This is a genomic window from Sphaerisporangium fuscum (assembly GCF_018531465.1).
Lineage (GTDB): Bacteria > Actinomycetota > Actinomycetes > Streptosporangiales > Streptosporangiaceae > Sphaerisporangium > Sphaerisporangium fuscum.
In genome coordinates this window covers 100,308-115,284 of the sequence record NZ_JAHDTF010000037.1, presented here as the reverse complement: position 1 = coordinate 115,284, position 14,977 = coordinate 100,308, and the positions used below count along the sequence as shown (strand labels likewise).

Here is a 14,977-nt window from a genome sequence, read left to right as displayed (position 1 = left end):
CCGGACGCGGTCGCCCACGCGCCCACGCGCCCCGGCGGCTCCCGGCCCCGCCGCCGCTCGCGGCCGCGCGGTCCCGTCCCGGGCCGCCGTCGTCTGCGGCTTCTCCGTGCTTCCCGGGTCCGCCGTCGCGGCGGCCCCCGTCCCGGCCCTGTGCTGCGAACACAACCGCAGATCGTATCCGCCGCCCTCCCGCTCGGCCGGCAACCAAGGTCACCGTCTCCGCCCTCGCCGTGGCAACCAAAGTCACCTTCGGGGAGTGACCGAAGAGGCCACGGACCGGTCCGGCGGCAGCAGCGCGCCGCGCCCGCCGCGGGAGACCGTGGGCGCATGGTCACCTCACGAGCACGCGGCCGGTGGGCCGCGCTCCTGCTGGCCGGGCTCACCCCGGTCGTCGCCGAGCTCACGCTCGGCAATCCGCCCCTCCGCCAGGCGTGGCTGCTACTGCTGTGGGTGCCGATCTACGGCGCCGGCACCGTACTGATCCGCGAGCTGGTACGCCGTACGGGCCGGGGCTGGCCGGCCGTCCTGCTGCTCGGGGCGGCGTACGGGATCGTGGAGGAAGGGCCGGCGCTGCAGGCGCTCACCAGCCCGACCATCTACGGCGTGGCGGGCTGGGCGCCCAGGATCCTCGGCCTCAACAGCGCCTACACCGAGCTCAACATCCCCTACCACGCGGTCTTCAGCGTGGCGCTGCCGATCCTGTTGGTGGATCTCACCGTCCCGGCTCTTCGCCGGCGGCCGTATCTGGGGCGGGCCGGGCTGGTCGTGGCAGGAGTGGTGTTCGTGCTGGGCGCCCTGCTGCTGCGGTGGACGACGGCCTTCATCGATCCCGGCTACCAGGCGCCGCCGGCGGCGCAGGCGGCGTTCGTGCTGGCGATCGTGGTGCTCGCGGTGCTCGCGCTGCGGATCGTCCCCCGCCCGCCGGACCTGCCGGCCGCCGCGCCCCGGACGGTTCCCGCGCCGCCGGTCGTCGCGTGCCTGGCCGGGGTGGTGGCGTTCGGATATCTCGCGCTGCTGTTCCCCTTCGGCGGCGCCCGGCACCCGGCCTTCACCCAAGGTGGCTGGGTGGTGGTCCCGATGGTGGCGGCGGCGCTCCTGGCGGTGGTGGCGGGGGTGCTGCTGCGCCGCTGGACGGCGCACGCCGGGTGGCGCGACCGGCACAGCCTGGCGCTGGCCGGTGGGGCGCTCGTGACGCACACCGCGTTCGGGGTGATCGCCAACGGCGAGAACGCCACCGACCGCGTGTCGCTGGCCGCGCTCGGACTCGTCATGATCGGCCTGCTGGCCCTGCTCGCCCGGCGTACGCGGTGACCACGGCGATGGCCTCGGGCAACGCGCTCGGTCGCGGGCGCCCAGGCCCGTGCCGTCGCGGGGGAGCGGTCACGACGGACGGGCGAGGTGAGGGCACGCCGGCGCCGCACATACCCTGCGCATCATGGAACTCCGGCAACTCAAGTACTTCGTCGCGGTCGCCGAGGAGCTTCACTTCGGACGCGCGGCCGAGCGGCTGATGATCGTCCAGTCGGCGGTCAGCCAGCAGGTCGCGCGGCTCGAACGTGAGCTGAGGGTCGAGTTGTTCGACCGGTCCCCGCGGCGGGTGCGGCTGACGGAGGCGGGTGCCGCGTTCCTGCCCGCGGCACGGGAGGTGCTCGCGGCCGAGCACCGGGCGCTGACCTCGGTCGAGAGGTTCACGGCGGCCCAGGAGACCGTGCTGCGCGTCGGCACCAGCAGAGGCATGGGGCAGCGGCTGGAGCGGGTGCTCGAACGGCTGGTCACGGGGACGCGGGTGGAGCTGCTGTCGGCCTCGCCGGAGGATCGGCTGCGGCGGGTCGCCGACGGCCGCTGGGACGCGGCCTTCGTCCGGGGCGCCCTACCGGCGCCGGACACCGTCCGGCTGATCCCGGTGTGGCAGGACGAGCTGCTGGTCGCCCTTCCCGCCCGCCACCCGCTGACCGAGGCCGCCTCTGGCTCGGGGGTCGATCTGGCCGATCTGGCCGGGCTCCCGTTGTACCTGGTCGGCCGTCAGGACAACGCGCCACTGGTCGACCTCGTGCTCGAGGCGTGCGGGGACGCCGGGTTCGAGCCCGTGCCCGGCCCACCGCACAGTTCGCTGCAGGACACGCTGGCAGCCCTGGGCGCGGGGGCCACCGGGTGGACGGTGATCTACGCCGCGGCGGCCGAGCAGCTCCGGGGCGGCCGGGTCGCGTTCGTTCCCGTGCGCTCGCCGTACCGGCTGTCCCTGCCGACGGTGCTCGCCGTGCGGGCGGCCGAGCGGGTGCGCCCGCTGGTGGAGGCGTGCCGGGCGGTGGCACGCGGCGATCGCGAATCGTGATCGCCGCGTGCGCGAAGTGCTTCTCGTTCCGGCGGGTGCTCCCGTCGTGAACTGGGGTCATGCGAGTTGTCACCATTCAGCGGGATCCGCACGGCATCGAGACCGAGCGGGCACCCCTGGCCCGGAGCGCTGAGGCCCCGGGCGGACTCCGGCGAGCGTCGTCCGGATGCGGATCGGGAGGATCCCGGACCACCACGGCCGCGCGCCACGCCGGCCGGCCCACCGCGGGGGAGGGCCGGCGATGACGGTTCTCGCGCCGGCGAGGCCGCGGACGGGGATCAGGTTCGCGGGGATCGCGGCGGGTAGCTTCATGATCGCGCTGGATGCGACGATCCTCAACGTGGCCCTGCCCGACATGCGGCAGGAGCTGCGCGCCTCCGCGGCGGCGCTGCCCTGGGCGGTGGACGCCTACACCGTCGTGCTGGCCGGTCTGCTGCTGGCGTCCGGGTCGATCGCCGACCGTTTCGGGCCGCGCCGGGTCTACCGGGCGGCGCTGGCCGGGTTCGCCCTCGCCTCACTGGTCTGTGCCGCCGCGCCGAGCGTGGAGGTGCTGATCGCGGGCCGGGGGCTGCTCGGCGTCCCCGCCGCAGGGCTGGTACCGGCCTCGATGGCGCTGCTCGCCGACCTGTACCCGGACCCTGGCACCCGGTCCAGGAAGATCGGCACGCTCGTCTCGATCAGCGGGCTGGGCGTCGTGGCCGGTCCGATCCTGGGCGGTGCGCTGGTGGCGGCCGGAGGCTGGCGGCTGGTGTTCCTGGTGAACCTGCCGGTGGCGATGCTGACCTTGCTCGCCTCCGGCGGGCTGAGCGGCCGTCGCACGGGTACGGCACGGCGGCTGGACCTGGCCGGGCTGCTGCTTTCCGTCGCCGGGCTCACCGCGTTGACGTTCGGGCTGGTGGACGCGGGGACGTCGGGCTGGCTCAGGCCGCTGCCCTTCGGCGCGCTGACCGCGGCGGCGGTCGCGTTCGGGGTGTTCACGGTGGTCCAGCGGCGGGCGGAGACGCCCGTGCTACCGCCCGCGCTGACCGCGCTCGCCCGGGTGCGCGCCGACCTGGCCGTCGCGGTGATCTCCCAGTTCGTCTACTACGGCCTGCTGTTCACCCTCACCCAGTGGATGGTCCACGACGTCTCCCCGCTCCGAGCCGGGCTGGCCTTCCTCCCGATGACGGCACCGGTGATCTTCATGCCGATGCTCACCGGGCGGCTGGTCGTCCGCTTCGGGGCGCGGCCGGTGATGCTCGCCGGGCTGGCGCTGGACCTGGCGGGCGGCCTGCTGCTGGCCATGGAGAGCACCTCGCCGTGGGCGATCGTCGCGGTGCAGGTTCTCGTCGGCGCCGGAAGCCCGCTGGCGATTCCCGCGTGCATCGCCGACATGTCCGCAGCCGTACCTCTGGGGCTGGCCGCGACCGGGCAGGGGGCGCTGAACGCGGCACGCCAGGCCGGTACGGCGCTCGGTGTGGCCATCTTCGGCACGCTGGGCGCGCTTTCGACCAGCGGGGTGGTCCTCGCCGTGTCCGCGGTGCTCGCGGTCGTGGTGATCTGTTCCCCGCCCGTGCGCCGCGGCCGTCCCCGCCATCAGCTCGCCCGCGGCCGCCGGAGCACGGCGAACTCGAGTCCGGTGTAGACGGCGGCCACGGGACGTCGTTCACGGGCGAGATCCTGCGGACTCCCGGCAGGCCTGTGCGAGGCCGCGGATCAGCTCACCGAGCACGTGATCGTCCGAGCCGAACGTGAGGCGGACATGCGTGTCGGGGGCGTGCATGTCGGCGCCGCGGACCGTCGCGATGCCGTTGCGCAGGAGCGCGCGGTCGATGTCGGCCGGTGTGTCGCCGAGGCGGGAGCAGTCGACGAGCAGGAAGGCGCCGGCCGCGGGTCGCGTGGGCTCGGTGAGGCCGCTCGCCGCGATGCCGTCGCAGACGAGGTCGCGCTTGGCCTGGTAGGTGGAAAGCGCCCGGTCGATCCAGTCGCGAGGACCGGTGAGGGCGGCGACCGCGGCCCGCTGCGGAACCGCTCCGCACCACGCCGCCTCCCACTGGAAGCGGCGCTCGAGCGCGTCGACGATCGGCGGCGGCGCCAGGACGTAGCCCACCCGCCAGCTCCCGAGCGCGTAGTACTTGCTGAGGCTCGTGACGGTGACCATGTGCGGCCAGCGATCGGCGAGGGCCTCCACCGGCTGGTACCGACGGCCGTCGAACGTGAAGTGCTGCCATGAGTCGTCGGAGATGACGAGGAGCCCGTGGCGGGCGGCGATGTCGGCCACCGCCGCGAGGGTCGCGGCGTCGGGCAGGTGGCCCGTCGGGTTGTTCGGGTTGCACAGGAGCACGGCGCGGCTGCGAGGCGTGACGGCGGCCTCCAGCCTGGCGGGATCGAGCGCCCATCCGTCGCACTCGCGGGACGGGACGTAGGCGGGCGTCGCGCCGGCCTCGCGGATGGCGCCGTCGAAGAAGAAGGTGGGGGTCGGCACGATCACCTCGTCGCCCGGGGCGAGCACCGTGCGCAGCACGAGGGAGAGGCCCTGCATCGCCCCGTGGGTGATCAGCAGGCGCCGCTCGGGATCGATGTGCAGGCCGTGCTCGCGTTCCAGTTCGGCGGCGATCGCCGCCCGGAGCTCGGGCAGGCCGCGGCTGTCGCGCGGGTCGGGCTGGTCCATCGCCTGCGCGACCGCCAGCCGCACGTGTTCCGGCATGGGGAGGATCGGGGCTCCCACGAGCGGGAGGACGGGCACGCCGTCGCGTGCGCTTCGCGCCGCGCGGTCGCGGGTGCTCATCGCGCCCATCGTCGGGAGGTCGGTCGCGGCGGGGAGGACCCAGAGGCCAGGAGTGGATCGCTGCATACCAACAGCATACAGTTGAGATATCAGTTAGCATCGAAAATATCTTTTTGTATTTCTTGCTCGGGAGCTCTGCCGTATCAACGCACCGCCGAGATATCCTCAGGGGATGCCCGAATCTCATCCCGTGATCAGGGGAATGGCCCACATTCCCGCGCTGCTGCTGGTCGGCCAGGAAGAAACCGACCTCGACCGCACCAGCCAGGCCTACCGGGCGATCAGACGCCAGATCATCGACCTGACGCTGCCGCCCGGCAGCAGCTTCAGTGAGGCGTCGCTCGCGCAGCAATGGCGCATCAGCAAGACGCCGGTGCGCGAGGCGCTCGCGCGGTTGAGGCGCGACGGGCTCGTGGACGCGCTCCCGCGCGCGGGCTACGTCGTCAGCCCGATCACGCTCCAGGACACCGACGATCTCTGTGCCATGCGGACACTGCTGTCCGTCGAGGCCGCCGCCGGCGCCGCGCGCCGAGGCGTCGAGGCGCCGGCGCTCGAGCGGCTCGAAGTGCTGTCCAGGGTGCCCTTCGCGCTCGCGGCGGGCGAAGTGGGACTCGAGGAGTCGCTGCAGGCCGCGATCGAGTTCGAGGCCATCATCGCCAACTCCAGCGGCAACAACCGGTTCGGCAAGGCGATCGTCGACGTGCTCGACGAACTGGAGCGGGTCCTGCGGATGGCCGCGCTGATCGCCCCCGAGGTCGCGAGCCCGCCCGGGGAACTGGAGGCCATCTTCGAGCGGCTGCGCGCGCGCGATGCGGACGGCACCCACGAGGCCATGCGCAAGCGGTGCGAGCGCGTGCACCGCGACGTGCTTCAGGTCCTGACGAAAAGCGTCTCCGTCAGCAGGGCGCACATCGAGATGCCGTCGCTCCCGCCGGCCTAAAGGGTACGACGTCGGCGACGGGCCGGTGGGCCCGTCGCGGGACGTCGGCCGGGCCGTACGGCAGGTGGCCGTACGGCCCGCGCTCGTGTCAGACGATCAGGTCGCCGCCGTTGATGTCGAGGGCCGCACCCGTGATGTACGCCGCCCGGTCCGAGGCCAGGAACGCGACGAGCTCGGCCACCTCCCAGGGCTCCCCGACGCGGGGCACCGGGAACGACCGGGCGGCGCGCTCGAGCGCCCCTCCGGGCAGCACGGCGCGGGCCATCGGCGTGTCGATGAGGCCCGGGCAGACGGCGTTCACCGTGACCCCGTCGGGTCCGTAGGCCTTCGCCAGGTGCCGGGTGAGCCCGAGGACGCCGTGCTTCGCCGTCGTGTAGTGAGCGCCACCGGCGGTGCTGATGGTCTTGCCCGCGGTGGAGGAGAAGTTGACGATCCGCCCCCAGCGGCCGCCGCGCATCGCGGGAAGCGCTCGCCGGCAGCACAGGAACGTCCCGTGCACGTTGACCGCGAGCACGCGGCTCCACTCGTCCTCGGTGATGTCCTCGAACGCGGTCGGCGGTGCGATGCCCGCGGCGTTGACCAGGATGTCGAGCCGCGATCGCTCCTCCAGCAGCGAGGCGAACGCACGCTGGACCTGGTCGCCGTCCGTGACGTCCACCGCGACCGACCGGACGCGGTCCGCCGGCACGCCCAGCGTCGACGCCAGCTCGGTGCGGCCCGGCGCGGCGAGGTCGAACACCGCGACGGTCGCACCGCGGCGGGCCAGAGCGTGCGCGGTCGCCAGGCCCATGCCGCCGGCGCCGCCGGTCACGATCGCGACCCGTCCCTCGAGCTCCCGATCGTCGGCGCTGGTGGGTGCCCGGACCCCCTCGGTGGTCGTCATGCGCCCGCCAGGACGACGCGCGCGCGATCGAAGGCGGCCACCGCGCGTTCGAGCTGGCCGGCCGTGTGCGACGCCGAGACCTGCAGCCGGATCCGTTCCTCGCCGGCCGGGACGACCGGGTACGAGAGCGCGAAGACGAGGACACCCTCGCGGCGGAGCGCCTCCGCCACGTCACGGGCCAGCGAGCCGCCGCGCAGCATCACCGGGATGATCGGGTGTTCCCCCGGCAGCACCTCGTAGCCGAGGTCGTGCAACGCCCCACGCAGCCACGCGGTGTTGGCGGCCAGGCGTTCCCGCAGCTCGGGGCGCCCCCGCGCGATGCGGATCGCCGTCAGTGCCGCGACGGCCAGCGGAGGCGCCATCGCGTTGGTGAAGATGTACGGACGCGAGACCTGGCGCAGCGTCTCCACGACCTCGTGGGCGCCGGCGACGAAGCCCCCGCCTCCGCCGCCCAGCGCCTTGCCGAGCGTCCCCGTCAGCACGTCGACGCGGCCCTTCAGCCCGAAGTGCTCGGCGGTGCCCGCGCCGGTCGCGCCCAGCACACCCGTGGCGTGCGAATCGTCGACCACGAGCGCCGCGTCGTGGCGCTGCGCCAGCTCGGAGAGCCGGGGCAGCGCCACGACGTCGCCGTCCATGCTGAAGACGCCGTCGGTGACGATGAGCCGGTGGCGCGCGTCCGCGCACTCGGCGAGGCGGCGCTCGAGGTCGTCGAGGTCGGCGTGCGCGAAGACGTGCCGCCGGGCCCGCGTCAGGCGGATGCCGTCGATCAGGCTGGCGTGGTTGAGCGCGTCGCTGAGGATCGCGTCGTCCGGGCCGAGCAGGGCGTCGAAGACGCCGAGGTTCGCATCGAAGCACGAGTTGTAGAGCAGGGCGTCCTCGGTTCCGACCAGTTCGGCGATGGCCGCCTCGAGCTCGCCGTGGATCGCCCGCGTGCCGCAGAGCACCCGTCCCGCGCCGACCCCGAGGCCCATGTCCCGCATGGCCCGACGGGCCGACTCGAGGACCTCGGGGTCGCCGGCGAGCCCGAGGTAGTCGTTGGAGGCGAGGTTCACGAGCGTCTCGCCGCCCACGCCGAGCGTCGGTCCCTGGGCGCCCGAGACCACGAGGTCGCGGCGCAGCCCGGTGGTCGTCCGGCGTTCGTCGAGCTCCGTCCGCAGCCGGTCCAGCAACGTGGCGTTCACGCTTCCGTCCCTGGTGTCGTCGGCAGTTTTCTCATCGCAGCAACCGGCTCACTGTGGTCCTGCCTGCCAACCGGCGCAGGACACGACCTCGAATCCCCGGCTCGGGAACACGGCGTCCATGAAGAAGTCGTGCATGGCCGGATCGCCGTCGGCGCACCCGTCGCGCAGCACGGTCACCTCATAGCCGCGGTCCGCCGCGTCGTAGCACGTCGCGGCCACCATCGCGCTGGTGGCGACACCGGCGATCGCGAGAGTGTCGACGCCGCGCGCGCGGAGCACCAGGTCCAGATCCGTGCCGGCGAACGCGCTGGCACGGCGTTTGATCACCACGACGTCCTCGCCGGCGACCGGCAGATCGATCTCGGTCCCGGCCGATCCCTCGTGGAAGACGTCCCCCGCTTCGTAGAACGTCCTGAACAGCGCGTTGCGCGGCGGCAGGTCGGCTCCGTTGGGCCGGAAGCCGAAGTGCACGAACACGACGAGGGCACCGGCCGCGCGGGCGCGCGGGAGCAGTTCGGTGAGCGGCGGCACGACCTGCCGGGCGAACGGGTAGTTGCCCGTGATGCCCCGCTGGATGTCGCCGATGATGAGTGCGGTGGTCATGAGAGATTCCTGTCCAGTATGTCCATACGACGCCCTGTGGTGAGCAGGACGATCATTCCGGCTATCATGATGATCGCGATGGCGAGGAGTGCGTAGGTGAAACTGCCGGTCGCGGTCGCGATGGCCCCTGTGAAGTAGGGGCCGATGAAGCCGCTGAGGTTGCTGACGGAGTTGATGAGAGCGATTCCGGAGGCCGCGGCGGCACCGGTGAGGCCGATCGCCGGTATCCGCCAGAACTGGGGCATCGCGGTGATGAACCCGGCGACACTCAGGCAGACCGCGAGGACGAACAGGCCGCCGCTCTCGGCGAAGGTCGCAAGGAGCAGCCCGGCCGCACCGAGGGCCATCGGTACGACCGTGGCAGTGACAGCCGGCAGGCGGGCGGCGAATCGAGCCCACGTGAGCAGGGTGAGCACCGCCACCGCGTAGGGAATCGCGGACAGCAGCACGCTGCTGACGTCGGCGGCGCCACCGATGCTGTGCGTGATGGACGTGATCATCGTGGGCAGGAAGTACGCCAGCGGGTAGAGCCCGAACGCGATCGCGAACCACGAGACGGCCATCGCCCATACCCGGCCGCTGGTCAACGCCTCGCGCAGCCCGGTGAGCGCGCCATGGGCGCGTTGTTCGGCCGCCTCGGCGGCAAGGATGTTCCCGACGGCCGCCTTCTCCCGTTCATCGAGCCACCGCGCGTCCTGCGGGCGGTCGGGCAGGAAGGAGAAGATCAGGACGCCGATGAGGATCGTGAAGACGCCCTCGACGAGGAACAGCGCCCGCCAGCCCGCGATACCGAGCAGTCCCCGGCCCCACGCGAGCAGCGCGGCGGCCAGGGGAGAGCCTACGATCGAGGACAACGGGATCATCAGGATGAAGCTCGACAGCGCCCACGAACGCTGGCGGCGCGGGAACCAGAGTGTCAGGTAGAGCAGGATCCCGGCGGCCAGGCCGGCTTCGGCGAAACCGAGCAGGAGCCGCGCGACGAACAGCGTGGTCGCCGAGTTCACGGCCGCGGTCGCGGCGGTGACCAGTCCCCACGTGACCATGATCCGGGTGATCCACTTCCGCGCGCCGAACCGGCTCAGCATCATGTTGCTGGGCACCTCGACGAGGACGTAGCCGATGAAGAACAGGCCGGCGGCGAGGCCGATCTGGCTGGTGGTCATGTGCAGGTCACGCGACATCGGTGCGGCGATGTAGCCGAGGTTGGCACGGTCGACGTAGCTCGCCATGTAGGCGAGCCCGATCAGTGGGATGATACGTGTGCCGATCTTGCGCCAAGTGCTGGGCGTGACGGCGTCCTGGCCGATAGCGGTGGTCGAACTCATCCGGATGTCCTAATCAGTTTGCAGGATGCGATGTCCCTGATGTCGGTGGCCATGGATCGGTGTTCCTTGTCTGTCTGCCGCCGGGCGACGCCCGAGTCGCCGCCCTCCCACGCTCGCGGCTCGGCTTCCGCCTTCGTGGGATGTCTTGCTGGATCGGAAGAGGGCGTCAGCGCGCCTGGACGCGCAACCTGGCCGTGGCGTCCGCGTCGATCAGGCCGTCCTCCGTGATCACGACGCCGTAGTCCCGTTCGGCCCCCTCGCGGGTCACCTTGCCGTCGAGCACGTCATCGAGGACCCGTTCCGGGACGCGTTCGAAGGGGATGCCGTGCCCGCCCCCGCCGGCGGTCACGTGCCGGTGACGAGTTCCCGCGGTCATCGTCAGGTACGGCTTGGAGTCCAGCAGACGTTCGCCGGGCCCGCCGGGGTCGAGCACGTTGAGCGAGGGCGTCCCCTGCGCACCGCCGGCCAGCCCGTAGGGCAGGAACTTCCGCCGGTCGGACCTGATCTGCACGGCCGCCTCGGGCACCAGGATCGTCATGTCCCGGAAGGTCGCCAGGCCACCGCGCCAGCGGCCGGCTCCACCGCTGTCCGGCAGGTAGCCGTAACCGTCGATGCGGATGTGACCAGAGCGTTCCAGCTCCTCGATCGGGGTGTTGGTCAGGTTGGCGCCCAGCGAGCTGATCCCGTCCACGCCGTCGCGGTCGGGACGGGCGCCCCACGCTCCGGACAGGGCGTCCCACAGCACGACGGACTCCCCGTCCGCTCCGATGAAGCCGATCGCGATCCCGTCGGGTCCGCCGTCTCCGGCGGCGGGCACCCGTGCGGGGAACACCGGGGCGAGCGCCCCGAGCACCGCGTCGATGATCCGGAAGCCCACGAGACCGCGGGCGCCGCGCGCGGCGGGCCGCCGCCCGTTGAGGATCGAGGCTTCCGGGATGACGAAGCTGAACGGCCGGTAGAAGCCGCTGTTGGCCGGGATGTTCGCGGCGAGGACACCTTGCAGGGCGGCGTAGGAGGCGGAGCGGGTGAACGAGGCCGTCGCGTTGAGCGCGGAGTCGACCTGCGGCGAGGAGCCGGTGAAGTCGAGCTCTATCCCGGACTCGGACAACGTGGCCTTCACGTGGATCGGGATCGGTCCGGAGCCGAGGCCGTCGTCGTCGATGTGATCGGTGAACTCGTAGGTGCCGGGGACCGCTTCGGCGAGCGCGGCGCGCAGCAGGGTCTCGGAGTAGTCGAGCAACTCGTCGATGAGGGTGGCGAGCCGCTCGGTGCCGTGCCGCGCCGCGAGGGCGCGCAGGCCTTCGGCGCCGGTGTGGCAGGCCGCCAGCTGGGATTCGAGGTCGCCGCGCAGCAGCTCGGGTTCGCGGACGTTGCGCATGATCAGCCGCAGGAACGTCTCGTTCATGACGCCGGCCTCGACCAGGCGCGAAGGCGGGATCTGCACCCCTTCGGCGAAAATGCTCTTCGACTGCACGGCCATGGAGCCGGCCGCCCAGCCGCCGACGTCGGTGTGGTTGACGACCGTGACCGAGAAGCCCAGGAGGGCCTCTCCGGCGAACACCGGGGCGACCGCGAAGATGTCCGGCAGGTGCATGCCCCCCAGAGAGGGGTCGTTGAGCAGGTAGATGTCTCCTGGCCGGATCCCCCCGCCGAACTCGTCGAAGATCGCCTCCATCGCGTCCGGAATGGACCCGAGGTGGACCGGCAGGGTGTTGGCCTGGGCGATCACCCTGCCGTGGGCGTCGCAGAGAGCGGCCGAGAAGTCCATGCTGGACGCGACGAGTTGCGAGTGCGCCGTACGCAGGATCGTGATCGCCATCTCGTCGGCGATTCCGGTGACGGCGTTGCGGAAGACCTCGAAGGTCACGGCGTCGCGGATCATGCGGCACTCCAGGTGATGACGATGTTGTTGAACCCGTCGCGGTGTGCCCTGGCACCGGGTGGGACCAGGGTGGTGGCGTCCATGTCCTCGATGACCAGCGGCCCGTCGACGGGTTCGGTGCCGAGGTCGGCGCGTCCCATGACGGGCGTGGGCACGGTCTCGGCGAACCGGCATTCGCGGGTGGTGGGCTCACGGTCCGCGACGACGGGGAGGCTCAGCACGTCCGCGATGGACACGGAGGTGAGCAGCCGGCCGCGTACCCGGAGGTTGACCAGCTCCACCAGCTCGTCGGTGCCGGCCCTGCCGTAGGTGCGCTCGTGCTCGGCGTGGAACCGCGCCCGCGCCGCCGCGAGCAGGTCGTCGGTGAGGTCGCCGTCGGGCACCCGTATGCGCAGTTCGAATCGCTGGCCGCGGTAACGCATGTCCAGCAGCCGGTCCACGACGGCGTCCGCTCCCAGCTCCGCCCTCAACTTCGCGGCGAGCCGCGCGAACTCCGCGGCGAGCGCGCTCACCTCGGCGAGTTCGGGCCGGTACGGGGTGAGCTCGTGGCGTTCGGTGTCGGCGACGAGGAGGCCCAGGCTGCTGAACAGCCCCGGGTGCACGGGCACGATCACCGTCGAGATACCCAGCTCGCGGGCCAGCGCGGCGGCGTAGAGAGGACCGGCGCCACCGAAAGCGACCATGGTGGCCTCGCGCGGGTCACGGCCACGTTCGCTGGTCACCGCCTTGACCGCGGTCGTCATGCTCGACACCGCCACCTGGTACGCGCCGCGCGCGAGGCCCGGCACGTCACTCCCGAGCCGCTCGGCGACGGGCGACAGCGCCTTGGCGGCCAGATCGGGGTGGATCGCCACGCGGCCACCGGCGAGGGCCTCGGGGCTGAGGTACCCGAGCGTCACGTTGGCGTCGGTCAGCGTCGGCAGCTCACCGCCCTGGCCGTAACAGGCAGGGCCAGGGCGCGACCCGGCGCTGGCGGGCCCCACATGGAGTGCGCCCGCCGCGTCGACGGAGATGATGCTGCCACCTCCGGAGCCGACCTCGGCGATGTCGATCGACGGTGCCCGCACCGGATACCCGGCACCGGAGCCGAGACCACGGGCGACGTTCATGCCGCCACCGACCTCGTAGTCGGCCGAGACGAACGGCTCGCCGTGCTCGATCAGGGACGCCTTCGCCGTGGTCCCTCCCATGTCGAACGCGACCACCGTGGACAGGCCGATCAGCTGCGCGAGCTTCTGCACGGCGGTGACACCGGCCGCGGGACCGGACTCGATGATCTGCACCGGCCGCTGCGCGACGGAGGCCGCGTCGAGCAGCCCCCCACTGGATTGCATGACCAGCAGCGGGGCGCTCACCTTCACCGCCCGCAACCCGGCCTCCAGACGGGTGAGGTAGCCGTGCACGGCGGGGCCGACGTAGGCGTTGACCGTCGCCGTGCTCGTGCGCTCGAACTCCTGGGGCTGCGGGGAGACGTCGACCGACGCCGTGACGTACACGCCAGGCAGCTCGGCCCGCAGCAGATCGGCGACCCGGCGTTCCTCATCAGGGCGGACGTAGGAGTTGAGCAGGCACACGGCCACCGCCTGGATCCCGTCCGCACGCAGTCGCCCGGCCAGCGCGCGGACCTCGGCTTCGTCGGCCGGTGGCTCCAGACGCCCGTCGGCCATGATCCGCTGGTCGAGTTCGTACCGGTTCCGGCGCCGGGCGAGGGGCTCGGGCTTCGACCAGGACAGGTCGTAGAGCACCGGCCGTCGCAGGCGGCCGAGCTCCAGCACGTCGCGGAACCCGCGGGTGGTGACCACCCCTGTGCGGACGCCGCTCATCGACAGGATGGCGTTGGTGGCCACGGTCGTGCCGTGCAGCATCGCGATCACGGCTTCCGGCCGGGCGGCGGCCGAGGACAGCACGGCGGTGGTCGCCGTCACCACGCCCGCACCGTAGTCGGGCGGGGTGGACGGGACCTTCATCGGCACGACCTCTCCGGCCGGGCCCAGTGCGATGACGTCGGTGAACGTGCCGCCGATGTCGGCGCCGACCCGCCAGCCGGCCGGTCGAGGATCGTGACTGGGAGGCACTGCGATCTCCTTAGTTGAACGAGGGACTGGCATCACAGTAGGAGCGCACTGACATATCAGCAAGGCCTTGCTGCTGTTTTTTCCGGCGCTTCGTGGTCGAGCACAGCGGGCGATTCGTGCGGAGAAGCGCCCGGTGGGGTCGGAGACGTGGAACGACGGCGACGGCGAGTCCACCACCGTCCACTACACGAAGATCGGTTTCACGGTGGGCACGGAACGGCATGTCGAGGAGATCTCCGGCCGGTACACGACCGGGGAGAAGGTCCGGATCGTCTACGACCCCCGGAGCGTGAACGTCGTCAGCGGCGAGGAGGACACCGGCCTCGGTGGACTGGTCAGGGACTTCGCGGGGGTCGCCGTCCTGCTCGCCATGCTGGTCTTCGGCGTCGGCTTCGCCATCTCCTGGTACCGGGAGTGACGATTCGGCGAGGAGAGCCGGCGGTGACGCGGACGGACGGTGCTCTACGCTGCTGGGGACGGGCAGGACGGCGTCCGCCTCCGGCCGGCGCAGCGCTACGAGGAAGGCCTCATGGAGATCTGGATCAACCCTGACTGTTCGAAGTGCCGCTCAGCTCTGTCGATCCTGGACGCCGAGAAGGCCGAATACACCGTCCGGCGCTATCTCGAGGACCCGCCGAGCGGCCGGGAGCTGCGGGATGTGCTGAGCCGGCTCGGGCTCGAACCGTGGGACGTCACCCGGACGGGGGAGCCGGTCGCCGCCGAGCTCGGCCTGGCCGGCTGGGGGCGCACGCCCGCGGACCGCGATCGCTGGATCGAGGCGCTGGCCGCCCATCCGGTTCTCATCCAGCGCCCGATCATCACCGCCGACGACGGCTCCACCGTCGTGGCCCGAAGCGAAGAAGCCGTACGTTCACTGCTCCCGGACCGGTGAACCGGACGACCGCCGGCACCGACCCAGGGGAAGGCCCGCAAGCCGCCGGGTGTCGGAAGGACACCGGCCGTCCGGAACCCCGGCGGGCGGGTCCAAC

General features: G+C 72.2%; 13 protein-coding genes. 6 read left to right on the top strand and 7 right to left on the bottom strand.

Features of this window, described 5'->3' with window-relative positions:
- Nucleotides 1-327 precede the first annotated feature (327 nt).
- From KIK05_RS38510 to KIK05_RS38500, 3 genes are all read left to right on the top strand, one after another.
- The gene (locus KIK05_RS38510) at nucleotides 328-1,311 is read left to right on the top strand and encodes an AF_0692 family protein (RefSeq protein ID WP_214415805.1); all 984 of its coding nucleotides are present in this window, start codon (nucleotides 328-330) and stop codon (nucleotides 1,309-1,311) included.
- A 124-nt stretch (nucleotides 1,312-1,435) separates the two neighbouring features.
- Nucleotides 1,436-2,332: a LysR family transcriptional regulator gene (locus KIK05_RS38505; protein ID WP_214415804.1), complete on the top strand. Its 897-nt coding sequence runs from the start codon at nucleotides 1,436-1,438 to the stop codon at nucleotides 2,330-2,332.
- 241 nt (nucleotides 2,333-2,573) lie between these two features.
- On the top strand, nucleotides 2,574-3,956 hold the full coding sequence (locus tag KIK05_RS38500; RefSeq protein ID WP_214415803.1) for an MFS transporter: 1,383 nt from the start codon (nucleotides 2,574-2,576) through the stop codon (nucleotides 3,954-3,956).
- Nucleotides 3,957-3,977: 21 nt separating this feature from the next.
- Here KIK05_RS38500 and KIK05_RS38495 read toward each other — a convergent pair whose 3' ends face one another.
- Entirely contained in the window at nucleotides 3,978-5,165 is a 1,188-nt protein-coding gene (locus tag KIK05_RS38495; RefSeq protein WP_214415802.1) for a pyridoxal phosphate-dependent aminotransferase, read from the bottom strand.
- A gap of 136 nt (nucleotides 5,166-5,301) precedes the next feature.
- On the opposite strand from KIK05_RS38495, the gene KIK05_RS38490 reads away from it, so the two are divergent.
- Entirely contained in the window at nucleotides 5,302-6,039 is a 738-nt protein-coding gene (locus KIK05_RS38490) for a GntR family transcriptional regulator (RefSeq protein WP_250564130.1), read from the top strand.
- Between the two features lie 88 nt (nucleotides 6,040-6,127).
- Here KIK05_RS38490 and KIK05_RS38485 read toward each other — a convergent pair whose 3' ends face one another.
- The 6 genes from KIK05_RS38485 to KIK05_RS38460 all read right to left on the bottom strand — a co-directional run bounded on the left by KIK05_RS38485 (nucleotide 6,128) and on the right by KIK05_RS38460 (nucleotide 13,988).
- Nucleotides 6,128-6,922, bottom strand: coding sequence for an SDR family NAD(P)-dependent oxidoreductase (locus KIK05_RS38485; RefSeq protein ID WP_214415800.1), 795 nt, complete (start codon nucleotides 6,920-6,922; stop codon nucleotides 6,128-6,130).
- Nucleotides 6,919-8,103, bottom strand: a complete 1,185-nt coding sequence (locus KIK05_RS38480) for a glycine C-acetyltransferase (RefSeq protein ID WP_214415799.1) — start codon at nucleotides 8,101-8,103, stop codon at nucleotides 6,919-6,921. Before KIK05_RS38480 ends, KIK05_RS38485 begins: the two co-directional genes overlap by 4 nt.
- 48 nt (nucleotides 8,104-8,151) lie before the next feature.
- Entirely contained in the window at nucleotides 8,152-8,706 is a 555-nt protein-coding gene (locus KIK05_RS38475; RefSeq protein ID WP_214415798.1) for a cysteine hydrolase family protein, read from the bottom strand.
- Nucleotides 8,703-10,031, bottom strand: coding sequence for an MFS transporter (locus KIK05_RS38470; protein WP_214415797.1), 1,329 nt, complete (start codon nucleotides 10,029-10,031; stop codon nucleotides 8,703-8,705). Before KIK05_RS38470 ends, KIK05_RS38475 begins: the two co-directional genes overlap by 4 nt.
- A 166-nt stretch (nucleotides 10,032-10,197) precedes the next feature.
- Nucleotides 10,198-11,913, bottom strand: coding sequence for a hydantoinase B/oxoprolinase family protein (locus tag KIK05_RS38465; protein WP_214415796.1), 1,716 nt, complete (start codon nucleotides 11,911-11,913; stop codon nucleotides 10,198-10,200).
- Complete coding sequence (locus KIK05_RS38460) at nucleotides 11,910-13,988, bottom strand: hydantoinase/oxoprolinase family protein (protein WP_214415795.1); 2,079 nt, start codon at nucleotides 13,986-13,988, stop codon at nucleotides 11,910-11,912. The genes KIK05_RS38465 and KIK05_RS38460 overlap by 4 nt, the downstream gene beginning before the upstream one ends.
- Nucleotides 13,989-14,121: 133 nt before the next feature.
- Here KIK05_RS38460 and KIK05_RS38455 point away from each other — a divergent pair, with 133 nt between their 5' ends.
- Entirely contained in the window at nucleotides 14,122-14,406 is a 285-nt protein-coding gene (locus tag KIK05_RS38455) for a hypothetical protein (protein WP_214415794.1), read from the top strand.
- Nucleotides 14,407-14,445: 39 nt separating this feature from the next.
- Nucleotides 14,446-14,880 carry an arsenate reductase family protein gene (locus KIK05_RS38450; RefSeq protein ID WP_372455648.1) on the top strand — a complete coding sequence of 145 codons (435 nt, stop codon included), beginning with the start codon at nucleotides 14,446-14,448 and terminating at the stop codon, nucleotides 14,878-14,880.
- Nucleotides 14,881-14,977 lie beyond the last annotated feature (97 nt).

What these genes read in the sequence shown, in the direction of transcription:
- KIK05_RS38500 (WP_214415803.1), top strand. Translation starts at nt 2,574, where the DNA reads ATGACGGTTCTCGCGCCGGCGAGGCCGCGGACGGGGATCAGGTTCGCG.
- KIK05_RS38465 (WP_214415796.1), bottom strand. Translation starts at nt 11,913, where the DNA reads ATGATCCGCGACGCCGTGACCTTCGAGGTCTTCCGCAACGCCGTCACC.
- KIK05_RS38485 (WP_214415800.1), bottom strand. Translation starts at nt 6,922, where the DNA reads ATGACGACCACCGAGGGGGTCCGGGCACCCACCAGCGCCGACGATCGG.
- KIK05_RS38470 (WP_214415797.1), bottom strand. Translation starts at nt 10,031, where the DNA reads ATGAGTTCGACCACCGCTATCGGCCAGGACGCCGTCACGCCCAGCACT.
- KIK05_RS38490 (WP_250564130.1), top strand. Translation starts at nt 5,302, where the DNA reads ATGGCCCACATTCCCGCGCTGCTGCTGGTCGGCCAGGAAGAAACCGAC.
- KIK05_RS38505 (WP_214415804.1), top strand. Translation starts at nt 1,436, where the DNA reads ATGGAACTCCGGCAACTCAAGTACTTCGTCGCGGTCGCCGAGGAGCTT.
- KIK05_RS38475 (WP_214415798.1), bottom strand. Translation starts at nt 8,706, where the DNA reads ATGACCACCGCACTCATCATCGGCGACATCCAGCGGGGCATCACGGGC.
- KIK05_RS38510 (WP_214415805.1), top strand. Translation starts at nt 328, where the DNA reads ATGGTCACCTCACGAGCACGCGGCCGGTGGGCCGCGCTCCTGCTGGCC.
- KIK05_RS38495 (WP_214415802.1), bottom strand. Translation starts at nt 5,165, where the DNA reads ATGCAGCGATCCACTCCTGGCCTCTGGGTCCTCCCCGCCGCGACCGAC.